This is a genomic window from Streptomyces sp. NPDC057287 (genome assembly GCF_042667905.1).
GTDB lineage: Bacteria > Actinomycetota > Actinomycetes > Streptomycetales > Streptomycetaceae > Streptomyces.
In genome coordinates this window covers 27,384-43,070 of sequence record NZ_JBHUYV010000014.1, presented here as the reverse complement: position 1 = coordinate 43,070, position 15,687 = coordinate 27,384, and the positions used below count along the sequence as shown (strand labels likewise).

Genomic DNA, 15,687 nt, shown 5'->3' with positions numbered 1-15,687 from the left:
CCCCGTGATCAGAACCGTCAACAGGGTCCTGCTCGGCCTGGCAGGGCTGATCCTCGTCGTCGTCGGAGGTGCCGTCCTCGCGACCGGGCTCGGTCTGTCCGTGCCCTCGTGGTGGCCTTTCGACGGCAGGGACGACGTGCTGCTCAGCAAGGCCGACCGGACCAGGTGGAGGGACGAGGGCTGGTGGTGGCCCACCGTCATCGCGGTCCTCGCCGTCCTCGTGGTCCTCGCGCTCTGGTGGCTCCTCGCCCAGCTGCGCCGCGGCCGCCTCTCCGAGGTGCTGGTCGACAGCGGCGACGGCGAGGGCGCGCTGCTGCGAGGCAGGGCTCTGGAGGGTGTGCTGGGCGCCGAGGCGCGCGCTCTCGACGGGGTCTCCGAGGCGAAGGCCGCGCTGACCGGCCGTCGCACGGCCCCGAGGGCCAGGGTCCGGCTGCTGATGGAGCCGCACGTGTCCCCGGGGCTGGCGCTGCGCGGCCTCTCCGAGGGAGCGCTGACCCACGCGAGGACCTCGGCAGGGCTGGACGAGCTGCCTGCCGAGGTCCGTCTGAAGGCGGTCAAGCACCGCGTGGAGCGAGTGGTCTGACGGTCCGCCTCCTTGACGGTCCGCCTCCTGGCGTGGCCGTCTTCCGGGGCGGCCGTCTTCCGGCGTGGCCGTCAGAAGCCGTGCCGGGCGCCGCCGTCGACCGGGACCATGATGCCGGTCAGGTAGGAGGCGGCGGGGGAGAGCAGGAAGGCCGCGGTCTTCCCGAACTCCTCCGGGGTGCCGTAGCGGCGCAGCGGGATGCGGGCCTCGTTGGCCGTACGGGAGGCCTCCGCGTCGCCGGACAGGGCGTCGAGCTCGCGCACCCGGTCCGTGTCGATGCGGGACGGCAGCACACCGACGACCCGGATGCCGCGCGGGCCCAGCTCGTCGGCGAGGGACTTCGCGAAGCCGGCGAGGCCGGGGCGCAGTCCGTTGGAGATCGTCAGGCCGGCGATCGGCTCGTGCACCGAACCGGACAGGACGAAGCCGATGGCACCGCCCTCGCCGAGCGCCTCGGCCGCCGTACGGGCCAGACGCACGGCGCCCAGGAACACCGACTCGAACGCCGACTGCCACTGGTCGTCCGTGTTGTCGGCCAGGAAGCCCGGGGCGGGCCCGCCGACGCTGATGAGAATGCCGTCCAGCCTGCCGAAGCGTTCCTTCGCCGCGTCCACCAGGTGGCGGGCGGCCAGCGGGTCCGCGTTGTCCGCGGCGAGCCCGACCGCGTCCGGGCCCAGCTCGGCGGCGGCCTCGGCGGCGCTCTTCTCGTCACGGCCGGAGATGATCACCTTCGCCCCGTCGGCGGCGAGTGCGTGCGCGGTGGCGTTGCCCAGCCCGCGGGTGGCGCCGGTGACGATGTAGACACGGTCCTTCAGTCCAAGATCCATGGCCCTATCCTGCCAAGTCCTCACCGGCGAGGTCGACCGCGCTGTTCACCAGGCCGACGTGGCTGAACGCCTGCGGGTAGTTCCCGAGCTGGCGCCCGGCGGCCGAGTCGTACTCCTCGGCCAGCAGCCCCACGTCGTTGCGCAGGTCCAGCAGCCGTTCGAAGAGGGTCTCGGCCTCGTCCCTGCGGCCGGTCCGCAGCAAGGCGTCGACCAGCCAGAACGAGCAGGCGAGGAACGCCCCCTCGTCACCCGGCAGACCGTCCACCGATCCGCCCGCCGTGCTGTAGCGGCGGATCAGCCCGTCGTGGGCGAGCTCGCGCCGCACCGCGTCGACCGTCCCGGTCACCCGGGGGTCGTCGGGCGGCAGGAAGCCGGTACGCACGATGAGCAGCGTCGCGGCGTCCAGCTCCTGGGAGCCGTAGTACTGGGTGAAGGTGTTGCGCACGGGGTCGTAGCCCTTGTCGCAGACCTCGGCGTGCACGGCGTCCCGCATCGCCCGCCACCGGTCGGCGTCGCCCGGCAGGCCGGGGTTCTCCTCCAGGGTGCGTACGGCGCGGTCGGCCGCTACCCAGGCCATCACCTTGGAGTGCACGAAGTGGCGGCGCGGGCCGCGGACCTCCCACAGGCCCTCGTCGGGCTCGCTCCAGGTGGACTCCAGGAAGCCGAGCAGACTGAGCTGCAGATTCCAGGCGTGCGGCTTGTCGTCGAGGCCGGCGTCGCGGGCCAGCCTGAGCGAGTCGATCACCTCGCCGTACACGTCGAGCTGCAGCTGACGCACCGCGGCGTTGCCCGTACGGACCGGAACCGAGTTCTCGTAGCCGCTCAGCCACGTCAGCTCCGTCTCGGGGAGTCTGCGCTCCCCGGCGAGCCCGTACATGATCTGGAGGTCGGCGGGATCACCCGCCACGGCGCGTAGCAGCCAGTCCCGCCAGGCCGCGGCCTCCTCCACGTAGCCGGCCGAGACCATGGCGGCCAGGGTGAGGGTGGAGTCCCGGAGCCAGCAGAAGCGGTAGTCCCAGTTCCGTACGCCACCGATCTCCTCCGGCAGCGACGTCGTGAGCGCCGCCACGATCCCGCCGGTGGGGGCGTAGGTGAGCGCCTTCAAGGTGATCAGGGAGCGGAGCACCGCCTCCCGGTGCCTGCCGTGGTAGGTGCACTTCGCCGACCACTTCGCCCAGTCGGAGAGCGTGTGTTTCAGCGACTTGTGGGGGTCGACCAGCTTCGGGCGGGGGGAGTGCGAGGGGTGCCAGGTGAGGACGAACGCCACGCTCTCGCCCTCGGAGACCGTGAAGGAGGAGCACGTGCTCATCTGCTGGCCCCACGTCTTGACCTCCGGCTCGCTGCGCAGCCAGACGGAGTCGGGGCCCGCGACGGCCACCCGGTGACCGTGCGAGCGGCGCATCCACGGGACCACGGAGCCGAAGTCGAACCGCAGCCGCAGGACGGAGCTCATGTCGACGCTGCCGCTGACCCCCTCGACGATCCGCATGACGTCGGGTGCCTTGTCGCGCTGCGGCATGAAGTCGATGACCTTGACGGTCCCGGTCCTGGTCTCCCAGAACGTCTCCAGGACCAGGGAGTCCTCCACGTACGCGCGCCGGGTGCAGGTGTCGGTGCTGTCCGTGCCTTGGGGGGCGATGCGCCAGTGGCCGTTGTCCTCGTCGCCGAGCAGGGCCGCGAAGCAGGCACCCGAGTCGAAGCGGGGCAGGCAGAGCCAGTCGACAGAACCGTTCCTGCCCACCAGGGCGGCCGTCTGGAGATCGCCGATGAGGGCGTAGTCCTCGATACGTGGGGTCACGCTCTGGCGTCTTCCCGAACCTGCGCCCCGCTAAGCAGCGAAACCGGTGTGAACAGCACCGGACCGGTGCTCTCAGACGGTTGCGGGCTCCGGCTGCGCCGCCGTCGCGGCGTCCTCGGCGGCCTGTTCGCGATCGCGCTTCTCGCGGCGCACGAGGATGACCCAGCCCACGGGGACTCCGGCGGCGAAGAGCCACCACTGGACGGCGTAGGCCATGTGGGGGCCGATGGAGCTGTCGTCGGGGGCGGCGATCGTCTCCGGGCTGCCGCCGGCGGGTTCGGGGGCGGTGAGTTCGACGTACCCGCCCAGCACCGGACGGCCGAGCAGGTGGGCCTGCTGCGCGCTGTTGATCAGCATCACCTGGCGGTCCGGCAGGCCTTGCAGATCCTTGATGCCGCTGGCGCTCGTCGTCTCGTCCGCCTTGAGCCGGCCCTTGACGGTGACCTCGCCGCGCGGAGGTGCGGGGACCTTCGGGAAGGCCTGCTGGTCGTCGGCGGCCGGGACCCAGCCCCGGTTGACCAGGACGGTGCCGCCGCCCTTGAGGTCCAGCGGGGTCAGGACCAGGACACCGATGCGCTCGTCCTGGGAGGTGCGGCGCCGTACGACCACCTCGTGCGTGGTGTCGAACGTCCCGGTGGCCGTCACGGCGCGCCAGTAGTCGGAGCGGGGCACCGTGTGCCCGGGGGAGGTGAGGCGGGCCACCGGGGCCGGGTCGGCCTCGAGGTTCCGGGTGATCAGCGCGTTCTGCTCGACCCGGTGTTCATGCCGGTGCAGCTGCCAGAAACCCAGCTCGACCATCGTGGGAATCATGGCGAGGACGAGGAGGGCGAGAATCACCCACTGCCGGGTCAACAGGAAGCGGTACACCCCATGACCGTACAACCGGGGTCATGGGGTGCGGCACGGAGGGTCCCCCGTGCGGACGGGACGACCCGTCACACTTTGTCCACGATGCCCGCCCTCCCCTCGGCGCGGGCGCAGTGGCCGCCGCAGTACCAGTGGCCGTCGACCTCGACGCCCTGCCCGATGACCTGGACCCGGCAGTGCTCACAGATGGGCGCCATGCGGTGGATGGCGCAGGAGAAGCAGTCGAAGACATGCACCGCGCCCTGCGCGTGCACCTCGAAGGACATCCCGTAGTCGTTTCCGCAAACCTCACAACGTGCCATGCGCCACAGGGTGGGACGCCGGGCGGCGGCGGGCGAGCCGGTGCGGGGCGAGTCGCCGCCGGTTCACTCCGATGACGGTGACGGCTTCGGGACGGTGGCCGTCCTGGCCGGTGCCACATCCCTCAGCAGATGGGTGAAGGCGCTCTCCTCCAGGACCGGGGTGCCGAACGACTTGGCCTTCACCGTCTTGGACGTCGCCGAGTCCGGGTCGTTGGTGACGAGCAGGCTCGTCAGCCGCGACACGCTCGTCGCCACGTGCAGCCCCGCCTCGACGGCGCGGTCCTCCAGGAGCTCCCGGTCGACGGAGGTGTCCCCGGAGAACGCCACGCGCATGCCCTGCATGAGCGGTTTGTCCGACTCGTAGCGCCCGGGGTTCGGATACGGGCACGCGGGGCGCTTGCGTGAGGGACGCCAGCTGCCCTGCCCCTGCGAGGGGCGGTACCCGGCGCGCGGGACGACAGGGGAGTCGTACCACTCCGTCAGCGGGCGGCACTCCAGCAGCGGCAGCCGCACGCCGTCCCGGGCCGCCGCGTGGAGACTCGGACGGAACGCCTCGGCCAGCACCCGGGCGTCGTCCAGCGCGTGGTGCGCACGCTGCTGGACCACGCCGAAGTGCGCGGCCAGCGACTCCAGCTTGTGGTTGGGCAGGGGGAGCCGCAGCTCCTTGGAGAGCGCGATGGTGCACAGCCGCTGCTCGACGGGCGCGGTGACCGCCGCGCGCGCGTACTCCCGGGCGATCATCGACCAGTCGAACGCCGCGTTGTGGGCGACCAGCACCCGTCCGGCCAGCCGCTCGGACAGCTGCGCGGCGACCTCCGGGAAGAGCGGGGCGCCCTCCAGGACCTCGCTGGTCAGCCCGTGGATCCAGACGGGGCCGGGATCCCTCTCCGGGTTCACCAGCGTGTACCAGTGGTCCTCGACGTCGCCTCTCGCGTCCAGGCGGTAGACGGCAGCGGACACTATCCGGTCGTCGCGGGCGAGTCCGGTGGTCTCCACGTCGACGACCGCGTACCCCTGGGGATACGCGGCCGGCCACGGCGCTGCGGTCTGACGGTCGTCGAGCATGGTCACAGAGAATACGGGCCGGGACCGACAGCGGCCTATCCGGGACCTTCGGGCGTGAACCCGGACACGCCGCCGCGCAGTTGGCCGCGGCGGCGCGAACGAGGGCCGGGGACGCGGGTCGGGGTGTGTCCGGAGCCGACCCGGTGAGACGCTCCCGGGGTGACGGACACACAGGAGCAGACACACGACGAACCCCACGGGGGCGGGCTCGGCACCCGGCTCAACTGGCTCCGGGCCGCGGTGCTCGGCGCCAACGACGGGGTGGTCTCCACCGCCGGCATCGTCGTCGGGGTCGCCGGGGCCACAGGAGACCGCTCCACGCTGCTGACGGCCGGCCTGGCGGGTCTGCTCGCGGGGTCCATGTCGATGGCGGCCGGCGAATACGTGTCCGTGTCGACCCAGCGCGACTCGGAGAGGGCCGCTCTGGAGACGGAGAAGCGGGAACTCCGGGAGACCCCGGAGGCCGAGCTCGCCGAGCTGACCGGACTGCTGGAGGAGAAGGGACTGAGCAACGAGCTCGCCCGGGAGGCAGCCGTCCAGCTCACCCGGCGCGACGCGCTGCGCGCCCACGCGGAGGTCGAACTGGGCATCGACCCGGACGAGCTGACCAACCCGTGGCACGCGGCGGGGGCGAGCTTCCTGGCCTTCACGGTGGGGGCGCTGCTGCCGCTCCTGGCGATCGTGCTGCCGCCGACCTCGGTCCGGCTCCCCGTCACCGTGCTGTCCGTGCTCGCGGCGCTGGCCCTCACCGGATGGTGGAGCGCCCGGCTGGGCGACGCGCCGGCGGTGCGCGCGGTGCTGCGGAACATGGCCGGGGGAGCGGTGGCCATGGCGGTGACGTACGGGGCGGGGGTGCTGCTGGGGGCGGCGGGGGTGTGAAAGCGGGGCGTGGCCGCTCCCGCCGGGGCGTGGTGGCGCGGCAGCATCGGGACAACTTCCCTACCTGAAGCCGCCGTTCCTCCCCCTCGATGGCGCGCGTGCCGGAAATCCTGTGTCGGGGCAGTTGGCGGAACCCGCCAAACGGTGATGACGCCACGTCTCGCATACTTGTCGGTAACAACATCTATGCCCGGCACCCGGGGCGGCTCTACGGTGCTCGCATGGAGCCGAACCTGCCCGATGTCGTGCTGTGGTCGATCCCGGCCTTCGTCCTGCTCACCGTCCTCGAGATGGTGTCGTACCGCCTGCACCCGGACGACGAGGCTGCCGGGTACGACGCCAGGGACGCCGCCACCAGCGTCACCATGGGGCTGGGCAGCCTGGTCTTCGACCTGCTGTGGAAGATACCCGTCGTGGCGATCTACGCCGCCCTGTACGAACTGACCCCCCTGCGCGTCCCGGTCCTGTGGTGGACCGTCCTGCTGATGCTGCTCGCCCAGGACTTCTTCTACTACTGGTCCCACCGGGGCCACCACGTCATCCGGATCCTCTGGGCCTGCCACGTGGTCCACCACTCCAGCAGGAAGTTCAACCTCACCACGGCGCTGCGCCAGCCCTGGACGTCACTCACCTCCTGGCCGTTCTACCTCCCGCTCATCGCTCTCGGCGTCCACCCGGCCGCGCTCGCCTTCTGCTCCTCGGCGAACCTCGTCTACCAGTTCGGCGTGCACACGGAACGGATCGACAAGCTGCCCCGGCCCTTCGAGTACGTGCTCAACACCCCCTCCCACCACCGGGTCCACCACGCCTCGCAGGGCGGATACCTCGACCGGAACTTCGGCGGGATCCTCATCGTCTGGGACCGGCTCTTCGGCTCCTTCGCCGCGGAGACGGAGCGCCCCGTATTCGGGCTCACCAAGAACATCGCGACCCACAACCCGTTCCGCGTCGCCACCCACGAGTACGCCGCCATCGCCCGCGACGTGCGGTCCGCCACCACCTGGAGCGAGCGCGCCGGCCGGGTCTTCCGCGGTCCGGGCTGGCAGCCGTCGCGCTCCGCGGGGACCGCAGTGCCCGTCGCCGCTCCCGCCCCCGTGCAGCCGCACGCCGTCACCGAGCGCACCGGATGACGCCCCGCGCCGGTGTGCCCCGGCTCGCGCGCCCGACGCTCGTCGCCTTCCTGTCCGTATCGGCCGTCCATCTGGCGGGGCTCCTCGCCGGAGTCGACGCCGTGCACGTGGCGACCAAGCCGCTGCTCATGCTCCTGCTCGCCGCCCACGTTGTCGCCCGGGGCGGCCCCCGGCTGCTCGTCGGGGCACTGCTGTGCGGCTGGGCGGGAGACGTGCTGCTGATGCCCGACGCGGAGCCCGCCTTCCTCGTCGGGATGGGCTTCTTCGCCGCGGGCCACGTCTGCTACCTGCTGCTCTTCGGCCGTGCCCCCGTGCGACCGGTCACCGGCCTGGTGTACGCCGTCGTGCTCGTGGTCTTCGTCGTGCTGCTGTGGCCGGGGCTGCCGGGCGGTCTGCGCGTCCCCCTGACCGGGTACAGCCTGCTGCTCACGGCCATGGCGTGGCGGGCAGGGGTCCTCGGCCGGTACGCGGCCCTGGGCGGCGCCCTCTTCCTGTTCTCCGACGCGCTCATCGCCACCGGAATCGCGGACTGGCCCCAGCTGCCCGCCCACAACTTCTGGATCATGCTGACCTACATCGCGGCCCAGTACCTGCTCACCCGGGGGGCGCTCGGCATGCCCGGCGATTCCACCGGCGCCGCCCCCGGGGCGTACCGTGAGGGGAGTATCAGAATCTGAGACGATCGAGGACTCCCACGCATGCGCGCCACAGTCATCCACGCCCCCCACGACATCCGCGTCGAGGAGGTGCCCGACGCCTCGGTCCAGCAGCCCACGGACGCGGTCGTGCGGGTCCTGCGGGCCTGCATCTGCGGCAGTGACCTGTGGGCCTACCGGGGCGAGTCCGCCCGGCAGCCCGGTCAGCGCATCGGCCACGAGTTCCTCGGTGTCGTGGAGGAGACGGGCCCGGGGGTCAACGGCTTCGCCGCGGGCGACCTCGTCGTCGCCCCCTTCGTCTGGTCCGACGGCACCTGCGCCTACTGCGCCGAAGGGCTCACCACCTCCTGCCCCCAGGGCGGATTCTGGGGATCGGTCGGTTCCGACGGCGGTCAGGGCGAAGCCGCGCGCGTGCCGTTCGCCGACGGCACACTGGTCAGGCTGCCGTCGGCCGCCGCGTCCGACGACCGGCTGCTCACCGCGCTCCTGGCGCTCTCCGACGTCCTGGGCACCGGCCACCACGCCGCGCTCGGCGCGGGCGTGAGGCCCGGCAGCACCGTCGCGGTCGTCGGGGACGGCGCGGTCGGCCTCTGCGGCGTCATGGCGGCCAAGCGGCTCGGCGCCGAAAGGATCATCGCGCTGGGCCGCCACCGGGCCCGTACCGACATCGCCCGTGCCTTCGGCGCCACCGACGTCGTGGCCGAGCGCGGCGAGGCGGCGCTCGCGGCCGTACGGGAGCTGACGCGCGGCGAAGGCACCCACGGTGTGATCGAGGCGGTCGGCACCGAGGAGTCGATGCGCACGGCCATCGGCATCGTCCGCGACGGCGGCTCCGTCGGATACGTCGGGGTCCCGCACGGCAGCGGCACCGGTCTCGACCTCGGCGTGATGTTCGACCGGAACATCGCCCTGCGGGGCGGCGTCGCCCCCGTGCGCACGTACATCCCGGAGCTGCTCCCCGACGTGCTGGACGGCACGATCGACCCGTCTCCCGTCTTCGACCTCACGGTCGGGCTGGACGGGGTGCCGGGCGGCTACAAGGCGATGGACGAGCGCACGGCGCTCAAGGTCCTCGTCAAGCCGTAGGGACACGCGGGAGGGGCCGGGGACAGGTGTCCCCGGCCCCTCCCTCATGCCTTACCTGCGGACCGCGTCCAGCGCGTCCACGACACCGGCTCCGTAGAAGCCGTTGTACCGCGCGCCGCCCTCGCAGACCGCGTCGACGGTGCCGTCCTTGTCGATGTCGTACGGCGCGCCGCACGCGGTGGCGTCGGCCTGGTGCGTCAGCAGGGCCTTCACCAGGCCCGCCGAGGCGTACGGGTGGGTCGACTTGATCAGGGCCGCGACACCCGCGACGTGCGGGGACGCCATCGACGTGCCGGCCTTGTAGCCGAATCCACCGCCGGGCAGCGTGGACAGGATCAGACCGTTGTCGGCCGGTGCGTCGGGTGTCTGGTACCGGGTCGAGTCACCGCCGGGGGCGGCCACGTCGATGACGCCGAGGCCGTAGTTCGAGTAGGAGGACTTGAGGTTCTTCGCTCCGGTCGCGGAGACCGTCACGACACCCGGCAGCATGGTCGGGATGTCGGGGCAGGCGCTCGGGTCGACCGTGCGCGTGACCGTCGTCGTGTCGTTGGGGCTCGTCGAGTCCTCGATGGCGTCGAGCGCGAGGTCGTGGTCGGAGTTGCCGGCCGCGGCGACGTTCACGACGCCCTTGCCCTCCGCGTAGCGGGTGGCACGGGTGACCGCCTCGACCAGGGCGCCCTGGTCCGGGTCGTTCTTGCAGTTGAACAGCCACGGGTCGGTGTAGTAGCTGCTGTTCGTCACATCGACGCCGTGCTCGGCGGCCCAGACGAAGCCACAGACGACGGCCTCGGTGTAGAAGAAGCCGGCCGGCGTGGACACCTTGATGCCGGAGACCTTCACGCCGGGCGCGACGCCGGTGACGCCGGTGCCGTTCTTCGCCGCGGCTATGGTGCCCGCGACGTGCGTGCCGTGGTCGCTCTCGCCGGCCGCGGGCCGCCAGGCGCCGGCGGTGGTGTCGGGGGCGCCGGACACGCAGTTGACCGAGGCCTTGCGGTCGAAGTTCGGGGCCAGGTCGGGGTGCGTGTCGTCCACACCCGTGTCGATGACGGCGACCGTGACCTTGCTGCTGCCGAGCGACTTCTTGTGCGCCTTGTCCGCCTTGATGGCCGGCAGGTCCCACTGCAGGGGCTCCAGCGGGTCCTGGCCCGCCACCGCGTCCGCCGAGGCCGCCCGCGCCTGTGCGGCGGTGAGGGGCTGCTCGACCCCGATGTCCTTCGTCGCCGCGGGAGCGATGGGGCTGGTGCGTGTGGCGCCCGCCGACTGGACGCCCCTGGCCTTGCGGATCGTCGCGCCGAAGTCCGGGTTCTGCGAGTGGACGACGATGACGCCTATCCTGTCGTACGACGTCACGACGGTTCCGCCGGCTGCGGATATCGCCTTCCGCACCTGCTTGACGGTGCCGTGATTCGCCCGCGTGTTCACGACGTACGACAGCTCGGGGCCGTCCGCGGTGACCGCCGCCGTCGGCCCGTCCGCGGGTGCCGCGGACGCGGCACCCGTCGGGAGGAAGCCGAGCGAGGCCGTGAGCGCGAGTCCGACGGGCAGCGTGAGTACGCGAGTCCGTCTGGATGCCAGATGAGCCATGGGTTCTCCACATCATCCGTGCCGGTGGACCGGACACAGGTGTGTCCGGTCCGGTACATGACCAGTGAAGTTATCGCTGATCTTCCCGGAGCATCAATGAATACGGGCAAGTGAGTTCGAGGTGTGACCTCCGGGAGTCGCGTCCGCGGGAGCCGTCAGGAGAAGACCGAACCTGCGGTGAACCGCTTCGCCGCGCTCTCCGTGCCGTTGCACAGGGAGTCGTGCGCCAGCCCCGCCACCCGATGACGCAGAGGACTCCCCGTGAAATCCACCGTTCCCACCACCGCACCCGCGTCGCGAGGAGAATCCGTGACCACCGAAGCACCGCCGCCCCAGAGCCCTGCGGACGGCAGCCCCGTCCAGCCCACGACCGAGGCGTTCCTCGAGGCGCAGAACAGTGCGGAGTTCGCCGAACTGCGCCGCTCCCACCGGTCCTTCGCCTTTCCGCTGACCGTCGGCTTCATCGCCTGGTACCTGCTGTACGTGCTGCTCTCCAGCTATGCCGACGGCTTCATGAGCAAGATCCTCTTTGCGAACTTCAACGTTGCCTTCGTGTTCGGCCTCGCCCAGTTCGCCACCACGTTCCTCATCGCCTGGTTCTACTCGCGTCACGCCGCGAAGAAGCTCGACCCGCAGGCGGCGGCCATCAAGTCCCGTCTGGAGGGCGACGCATGAGCGCCGCGTACGCATCGCACGCCGTGACCCGCATCGCCGCGGAGGCGTCGTCGACGAGCGAGCACCGACCGCTGATCATCACCCTGTTCGCGGTCTTCGTCGCGGCGACCCTGGGCATCACCGTCTGGGCCGGCCGGCAGACGAGGAGCGCCTCGGACTTCTACGCGGGCGGGCGGCAGTTCACCGCCTTCCAGAACGGCCTCGCCGTCTCCGGCGACTACATGTCGGCCGCGTCCTTCCTCGGCATCGCCGGTGCCATCGCGCTCTTCGGCTACGACGGCTTCCTCTACTCCATCGGCTTCCTCGTCGCCTGGCTCGTCGCCCTGCTGCTCGTCGCCGAGCCGCTGCGCAACTCAGGCCGCTACACCATGGGCGACGTCCTCGCCTACCGGATGCGGCAGAGGCCGGTACGCACCGCCGCAGGTGTCTCCACCATCGTCGTGTCGATCTTCTACCTGCTGGCCCAGATGGCGGGCGCGGGCGTCCTCGTCTCGCTGCTGCTCGGCATCACCAGCGACGCGGGCAAGATCCTCATCGTGGCCCTGGTCGGCGTGCTGATGATCGTCTACGTCACCATCGGCGGCATGAAGGGCACCACCTGGGTGCAGATGGTCAAGGCCGTGCTGCTCATCGCGGGCGCCCTGCTGATGACCTTGATGGTGCTGTGGAAGTTCGACTTCAACGTGTCCGACCTGCTCGGCACCGCCGCGGAGAAGAGCGGCCACGGCGCCGCGTTCCTGGAGCCCGGTCTCAAGTACGGCGCCACCGACGTGTCGAAGCTGGACTTCATCTCGCTCGGCATCGCGCTCGTCCTCGGGACCGCGGGACTGCCGCACATCCTGATCCGCTTCTACACCGTGCCCACCGCCAAGGCCGCCCGTAAGTCGGTCAACTGGGCCATCGGCATCATCGGCGCCTTCTACCTGATGACGATCGCCCTCGGCTTCGGCGCCGCGGCCCTCATCGGGCCCGAGGAGATCAAGGCGAAGAACCCGGCGGGCAACGCCGCCGCGCCTCAGCTCGCCGAGTACCTGGGCGGGCTCGGCACCACCGGCGGCGCCGTCATGCTCGCCGTCATCTCCGCCGTCGCCTTCGCCACGATCCTCGCCGTGGTCGCCGGTCTCACCCTCGCCTCCTCGTCCTCCTTCGCGCACGACATCTACGCCAACGTCATCCGCAGGGGCCAGGCCACCGAGAAGGAGGAGATGCGCGCGGCCCGCTGGGCCACCGTCGCGATCGGCGTCGTCTCGATCGGCCTCGGCGCGATGGCCCGCGACCTCAACGTCGCCGGACTCGTGGCGCTGGCCTTCGCCGTCGCGGCGTCGGCCAACCTGCCGACCATCCTCTACAGCCTGTTCTGGAAGCGCTTCACCACACAGGGCGCCCTCTGGTCCATCTACGGAGGCCTCGCCTCGTCCGTGCTCCTGGTGCTGTTCTCCCCGGTCGTCTCCGGGAAGGCCACCTCGATGTTCCCGGACGTGGACTTCGCCTGGTTCCCGCTGGAGAACCCCGGTCTCATCTCCATCCCGCTGGGCTTCCTGCTCGGCTGGGTCGGTTCCGTCCTCTCCAAGGAGGAGCCGGACCGCGGCAAGTACGCCGAGCTCGAGGTCAAGTCCCTCACCGGCACCGGCGCCCACTGACACGGCCGCCGCACGGGCCCCGTCGTAGAGACCTACGACGGGGCCCCGTCGTACCTCGTGCCAACCGAGCCCCCTCGTTGTCACAGGTCTCGCGTAGTCTCGGAGATGACAGACCGCAACCGCGGACATCACCGGGGGAGGGGGCCCACAGTGCTCATCGACACCTACGGCCGGGTCGCCACCGACCTGCGAGTGTCACTGACGGACAAGTGCAATCTCCGCTGCACCTACTGCATGCCGGAGGAGGGCCTGCAGTGGCTCTCCAAGACCGACCTGCTCAGTGACGACGAGATCGTCCGGCTCGTCCGCATCGCCGTCACCGGTCTCGGTGTCACGGAGGTCCGCTTCACGGGTGGTGAGCCGCTGCTCCGCCCCGGTCTCGTCTCCATCGTCGAGCAGTGCGCGGCCCTGGAGCCCCGCCCCAGGATGTCGCTCACGACCAACGGCATCGGCCTCAAGCGCACCGCCGCCGCCCTGAAGGCGGCAGGCCTCGACCGGGTCAACGTCTCCCTGGACACCCTGCGGCCCGACGTCTTCAAGACGCTCACCCGCCGCGACCGGCACAAGGACGTCCTGGAAGGACTCCAGGCCGCCCGCGAGGCCGGACTCACCCCGGTCAAGGTCAACTCCGTCCTCATGCCCGGTCTCAACGACGACGAGGCCCCCGAGCTGCTCGCCTGGGCCGTGGAGAACGCCTACGAGCTCCGCTTCATCGAGCAGATGCCGCTCGACGCCCAGCACGGCTGGAAGCGCGACGGCATGATCACGGCAGGTGACATCCTGGCCTCGCTGCGCACCCGCTTCGCCCTCACCGCCGAAGGGGACGAGGAGCGCGGATCAGCTCCCGCCGAGCGGTGGACCGTGGACGGCGGACCGCACCGGGTCGGCGTCATCGCCTCCGTGACCAGGCCCTTCTGCCGGGCGTGCGACCGGACCCGGCTCACCGCGGACGGGCAGGTCCGCACCTGCCTCTTCGCCCGTGAGGAGACGGACCTGCGCGGAGCTCTCCGCTCCGACGCGCCCGACGAGGAGATCGCCAGGATCTGGAAGCTGGCGATGTGGGGCAAGAAGGCCGGCTCCGGTCTCGACGACCCCGCCTTCCTTCAGCCCGACCGGCCGATGTCAGCGATCGGCGGCTGAGGACTCCCACTCCGCCAGCGTCACGACGTCCTTGAGGAAGCCGCGCACGCCGAGGAACGAGGAGAGGTGCTCCCGGTGCTCGTCGCAGGCCAGCCAGGTCTTCCGGCGTTCCGGGGTGTGCAGCTTCGGGTTGTTCCAGGCGAGGACCCACACGGCATCGGCGCGGCAGCCCTTGGCGGAACAGGCCGGCGCACCGGCGGCACTCTCGGCGGAGGTATCGGGGAAGTTCACGGCTTCAACCCTAAGGGCACTCGGCCCGGGCCTCTTCGACGCATCCCCGCCGGAGAAAGGGCGACGCCGGGCAGCCACGGGGGGAGCTGCCCGGCGTCGGTCCGTCGCTCCGACGGGGGATGCGGAGCGCGTACGAAGTATGGCACGTGGGCCGGGGTCCGGTGCACCGGAACAGCGTCATTGATTTGAGCCCCCCTTGAGCTTCCGGAGCCCCCGCCGCTCAGTCCGCGGTGCGCGGATCCCCGGTGCGGCCGCCCGGTCCGGGGTCCGTCGCAGGCTCCGGCGGGGGACCCGCGGAACCGGCCGCGGGGGCCGCGTCGAGCGCAGGCCGCATCGGCGCGGGCACGAACGTCGTCGGGAGCGAAGAGGCGTTCTCACGGCCGGCGTTGGCGATGACCACCGCGACATAGGGGAGCAGGATCCCCAGCGCGAGCGCCACCGCGGCCACATGCCTCTCGACGTTCCACAGGGTCGCGGCCAGCACCACGGAGACGGTGCGCACGGACATCGAGATGATGTAGCGCCGTTGCCTGCCACGGACGTCGTCGGCCAGTCCCTGCCGGGCACCCGTGATCCGGAAGACCTCCGTGCCGCTCTGCTTCCGCATCGTGATTCCACCACCAGATCTCCGTGCCGGACTTCCCGGACCGCCGCTCCCACGGTACGCCCGGCACCCGCCGCGTTCGAGACCGGGGCGCGTCCCGGTCCGTACGGGTCCGGGCGCCGTCCCACGTACGGCCCTGTCCGGCATGCGGCGTACGTCCCCCGGGCCGAGACTGGCCGAACGTGCGCACACCGCGCCGCACGAGGAGGCGTTATGAGCTGGTTGTGGGCAATCATCGTGGGTCTGGTGCTGGGTGTGATCGCCCGGGCGATCCTCCCCGGCAAGCAGAACATCCCGCTCTGGCTGACGGCGGTGTTCGGCATCCTCGGCAGCATCCTGGGCAACGCCGTCGCGGGCTGGATCGGCGTCAGGGACACCGACGGCATCGACTGGACCCGCCATGTGCTGCAGCTGATCGGCGCCGTGGCCGTCGTCGGGGTCGGCGACATGCTCTGGCAGTCCATCAGGGGCAACAAGAACAAGCAGCAGAGAACCTGACCCGGGTGACACAGCGGTGGGGGGGGGGGCCCGGGGGGGGGGGGCGCCGCGCCCCCCGGGGGGGGGGGGGGCGGCGGCGCGGGGGGGCCCGGCCGGCGCGGGGGGGTTTGGGCGGGGGCGGG

General features: G+C 71.4%; 17 protein-coding genes. 9 read left to right on the top strand and 8 right to left on the bottom strand.

The genetic code is table 11. The features are described from left to right. Window positions 1-4: 4 nt before the first annotated feature. A complete protein-coding gene (amaP, locus tag ACFUNE_RS25400) occupies window positions 5-583 on the top strand; it encodes an alkaline shock response membrane anchor protein AmaP (RefSeq protein WP_383572426.1) in 579 nt (192 codons plus the stop codon). A gap of 71 nt (window positions 584-654) precedes the next feature. Here the strand turns inward: amaP and ACFUNE_RS25395 are convergent, their stop codons facing one another. From ACFUNE_RS25395 to ACFUNE_RS25375, 5 genes are all read right to left on the bottom strand, one after another. Beyond that, window positions 655-1,410: an SDR family oxidoreductase gene (locus ACFUNE_RS25395; protein WP_383572423.1), complete on the bottom strand. Its 756-nt coding sequence runs from the start codon at window positions 1,408-1,410 to the stop codon at window positions 655-657. A 4-nt stretch (window positions 1,411-1,414) separates the two neighbouring features. Next, a complete protein-coding gene (locus ACFUNE_RS25390) occupies window positions 1,415-3,208 on the bottom strand; it encodes a glycoside hydrolase family 15 protein (RefSeq protein WP_383572420.1) in 1,794 nt (597 codons plus the stop codon). 72 nt (window positions 3,209-3,280) lie between these two features. Next, a complete protein-coding gene (locus ACFUNE_RS25385) occupies window positions 3,281-4,075 on the bottom strand; it encodes an SURF1 family protein (protein ID WP_383572417.1) in 795 nt (264 codons plus the stop codon). A 68-nt stretch (window positions 4,076-4,143) separates the two neighbouring features. Continuing rightward, a complete protein-coding gene (locus tag ACFUNE_RS25380) occupies window positions 4,144-4,377 on the bottom strand; it encodes a hypothetical protein (protein ID WP_073747930.1) in 234 nt (77 codons plus the stop codon). Window positions 4,378-4,440: 63 nt separating this feature from the next. Then, on the bottom strand, window positions 4,441-5,448 hold the full coding sequence (locus ACFUNE_RS25375) for a DEDDh family exonuclease (RefSeq protein WP_383572414.1): 1,008 nt from the start codon (window positions 5,446-5,448) through the stop codon (window positions 4,441-4,443). 153 nt (window positions 5,449-5,601) lie between these two features. Between ACFUNE_RS25375 and ACFUNE_RS25370 the strand changes: the two genes are divergently transcribed. The 4 genes from ACFUNE_RS25370 to ACFUNE_RS25355 all read left to right on the top strand — a co-directional run bounded on the left by ACFUNE_RS25370 (window position 5,602) and on the right by ACFUNE_RS25355 (window position 9,193). Then, window positions 5,602-6,321, top strand: coding sequence for a VIT family protein (locus ACFUNE_RS25370; protein WP_383572411.1), 720 nt, complete (start codon window positions 5,602-5,604; stop codon window positions 6,319-6,321). 221 nt (window positions 6,322-6,542) lie between these two features. Beyond that, entirely contained in the window at window positions 6,543-7,451 is a 909-nt protein-coding gene (locus ACFUNE_RS25365; protein WP_383572408.1) for a sterol desaturase family protein, read from the top strand. Then, a complete protein-coding gene (locus tag ACFUNE_RS25360) occupies window positions 7,448-8,128 on the top strand; it encodes a lysoplasmalogenase (protein WP_383572405.1) in 681 nt (226 codons plus the stop codon). Before ACFUNE_RS25365 ends, ACFUNE_RS25360 begins: the two co-directional genes overlap by 4 nt. Window positions 8,129-8,149: 21 nt before the next feature. Beyond that, the gene (locus ACFUNE_RS25355; RefSeq protein ID WP_383572402.1) at window positions 8,150-9,193 is read left to right on the top strand and encodes a zinc-dependent alcohol dehydrogenase family protein; all 1,044 of its coding nucleotides are present in this window, start codon (window positions 8,150-8,152) and stop codon (window positions 9,191-9,193) included. A 51-nt stretch (window positions 9,194-9,244) separates the two neighbouring features. Here ACFUNE_RS25355 and ACFUNE_RS25350 read toward each other — a convergent pair whose 3' ends face one another. Continuing rightward, complete coding sequence (locus ACFUNE_RS25350) at window positions 9,245-10,777, bottom strand: S8 family serine peptidase (protein ID WP_383572399.1); 1,533 nt, start codon at window positions 10,775-10,777, stop codon at window positions 9,245-9,247. A 309-nt stretch (window positions 10,778-11,086) separates the two neighbouring features. Between ACFUNE_RS25350 and ACFUNE_RS25345 the strand changes: the two genes are divergently transcribed. The 3 genes from ACFUNE_RS25345 to moaA all read left to right on the top strand — a co-directional run bounded on the left by ACFUNE_RS25345 (window position 11,087) and on the right by moaA (window position 14,232). Further along, window positions 11,087-11,452, top strand: coding sequence for a DUF485 domain-containing protein (locus ACFUNE_RS25345; protein ID WP_383572396.1), 366 nt, complete (start codon window positions 11,087-11,089; stop codon window positions 11,450-11,452). Beyond that, window positions 11,449-13,092: a cation acetate symporter gene (locus ACFUNE_RS25340; RefSeq protein ID WP_383572393.1), complete on the top strand. Its 1,644-nt coding sequence runs from the start codon at window positions 11,449-11,451 to the stop codon at window positions 13,090-13,092. Before ACFUNE_RS25345 ends, ACFUNE_RS25340 begins: the two co-directional genes overlap by 4 nt. 150 nt (window positions 13,093-13,242) lie before the next feature. Then, window positions 13,243-14,232 (top strand): GTP 3',8-cyclase MoaA, encoded by a 990-nt coding sequence (gene moaA, locus ACFUNE_RS25335; protein ID WP_383572390.1) that lies wholly within the window; start codon window positions 13,243-13,245, stop codon window positions 14,230-14,232. On the opposite strand, the gene ACFUNE_RS25330 is transcribed toward moaA, so the two are convergent. Then, window positions 14,215-14,463: a hypothetical protein gene (locus tag ACFUNE_RS25330; protein WP_383572387.1), complete on the bottom strand. Its 249-nt coding sequence runs from the start codon at window positions 14,461-14,463 to the stop codon at window positions 14,215-14,217. The genes moaA and ACFUNE_RS25330 overlap by 18 nt on opposite strands. A 220-nt stretch (window positions 14,464-14,683) precedes the next feature. Beyond that, on the bottom strand, window positions 14,684-15,070 hold the full coding sequence (locus ACFUNE_RS25325) for a DUF3099 domain-containing protein (protein WP_383572384.1): 387 nt from the start codon (window positions 15,068-15,070) through the stop codon (window positions 14,684-14,686). A 210-nt stretch (window positions 15,071-15,280) separates the two neighbouring features. Here ACFUNE_RS25325 and ACFUNE_RS25320 point away from each other — a divergent pair, with 210 nt between their 5' ends. Next, window positions 15,281-15,565: a GlsB/YeaQ/YmgE family stress response membrane protein gene (locus ACFUNE_RS25320; RefSeq protein WP_383572381.1), complete on the top strand. Its 285-nt coding sequence runs from the start codon at window positions 15,281-15,283 to the stop codon at window positions 15,563-15,565. Window positions 15,566-15,687 lie beyond the last annotated feature (122 nt).

Excerpts from the sequence above, each read along its gene's own strand:
- ACFUNE_RS25395 (WP_383572423.1), bottom strand. The coding sequence starts at position 1,410 with ATGGATCTTGGACTGAAGGACCGTGTCTACATCGTCACCGGCGCCACC.
- ACFUNE_RS25380 (WP_073747930.1), bottom strand. The coding sequence starts at position 4,377 with ATGGCACGTTGTGAGGTTTGCGGAAACGACTACGGGATGTCCTTCGAG.
- ACFUNE_RS25365 (WP_383572408.1), top strand. The coding sequence starts at position 6,543 with ATGGAGCCGAACCTGCCCGATGTCGTGCTGTGGTCGATCCCGGCCTTC.
- ACFUNE_RS25360 (WP_383572405.1), top strand. The coding sequence starts at position 7,448 with ATGACGCCCCGCGCCGGTGTGCCCCGGCTCGCGCGCCCGACGCTCGTC.
- ACFUNE_RS25355 (WP_383572402.1), top strand. The coding sequence starts at position 8,150 with ATGCGCGCCACAGTCATCCACGCCCCCCACGACATCCGCGTCGAGGAG.
- ACFUNE_RS25350 (WP_383572399.1), bottom strand. The coding sequence starts at position 10,777 with ATGGCTCATCTGGCATCCAGACGGACTCGCGTACTCACGCTGCCCGTC.
- ACFUNE_RS25340 (WP_383572393.1), top strand. The coding sequence starts at position 11,449 with ATGAGCGCCGCGTACGCATCGCACGCCGTGACCCGCATCGCCGCGGAG.
- ACFUNE_RS25325 (WP_383572384.1), bottom strand. The coding sequence starts at position 15,070 with ATGCGGAAGCAGAGCGGCACGGAGGTCTTCCGGATCACGGGTGCCCGG.
- ACFUNE_RS25320 (WP_383572381.1), top strand. The coding sequence starts at position 15,281 with ATGAGCTGGTTGTGGGCAATCATCGTGGGTCTGGTGCTGGGTGTGATC.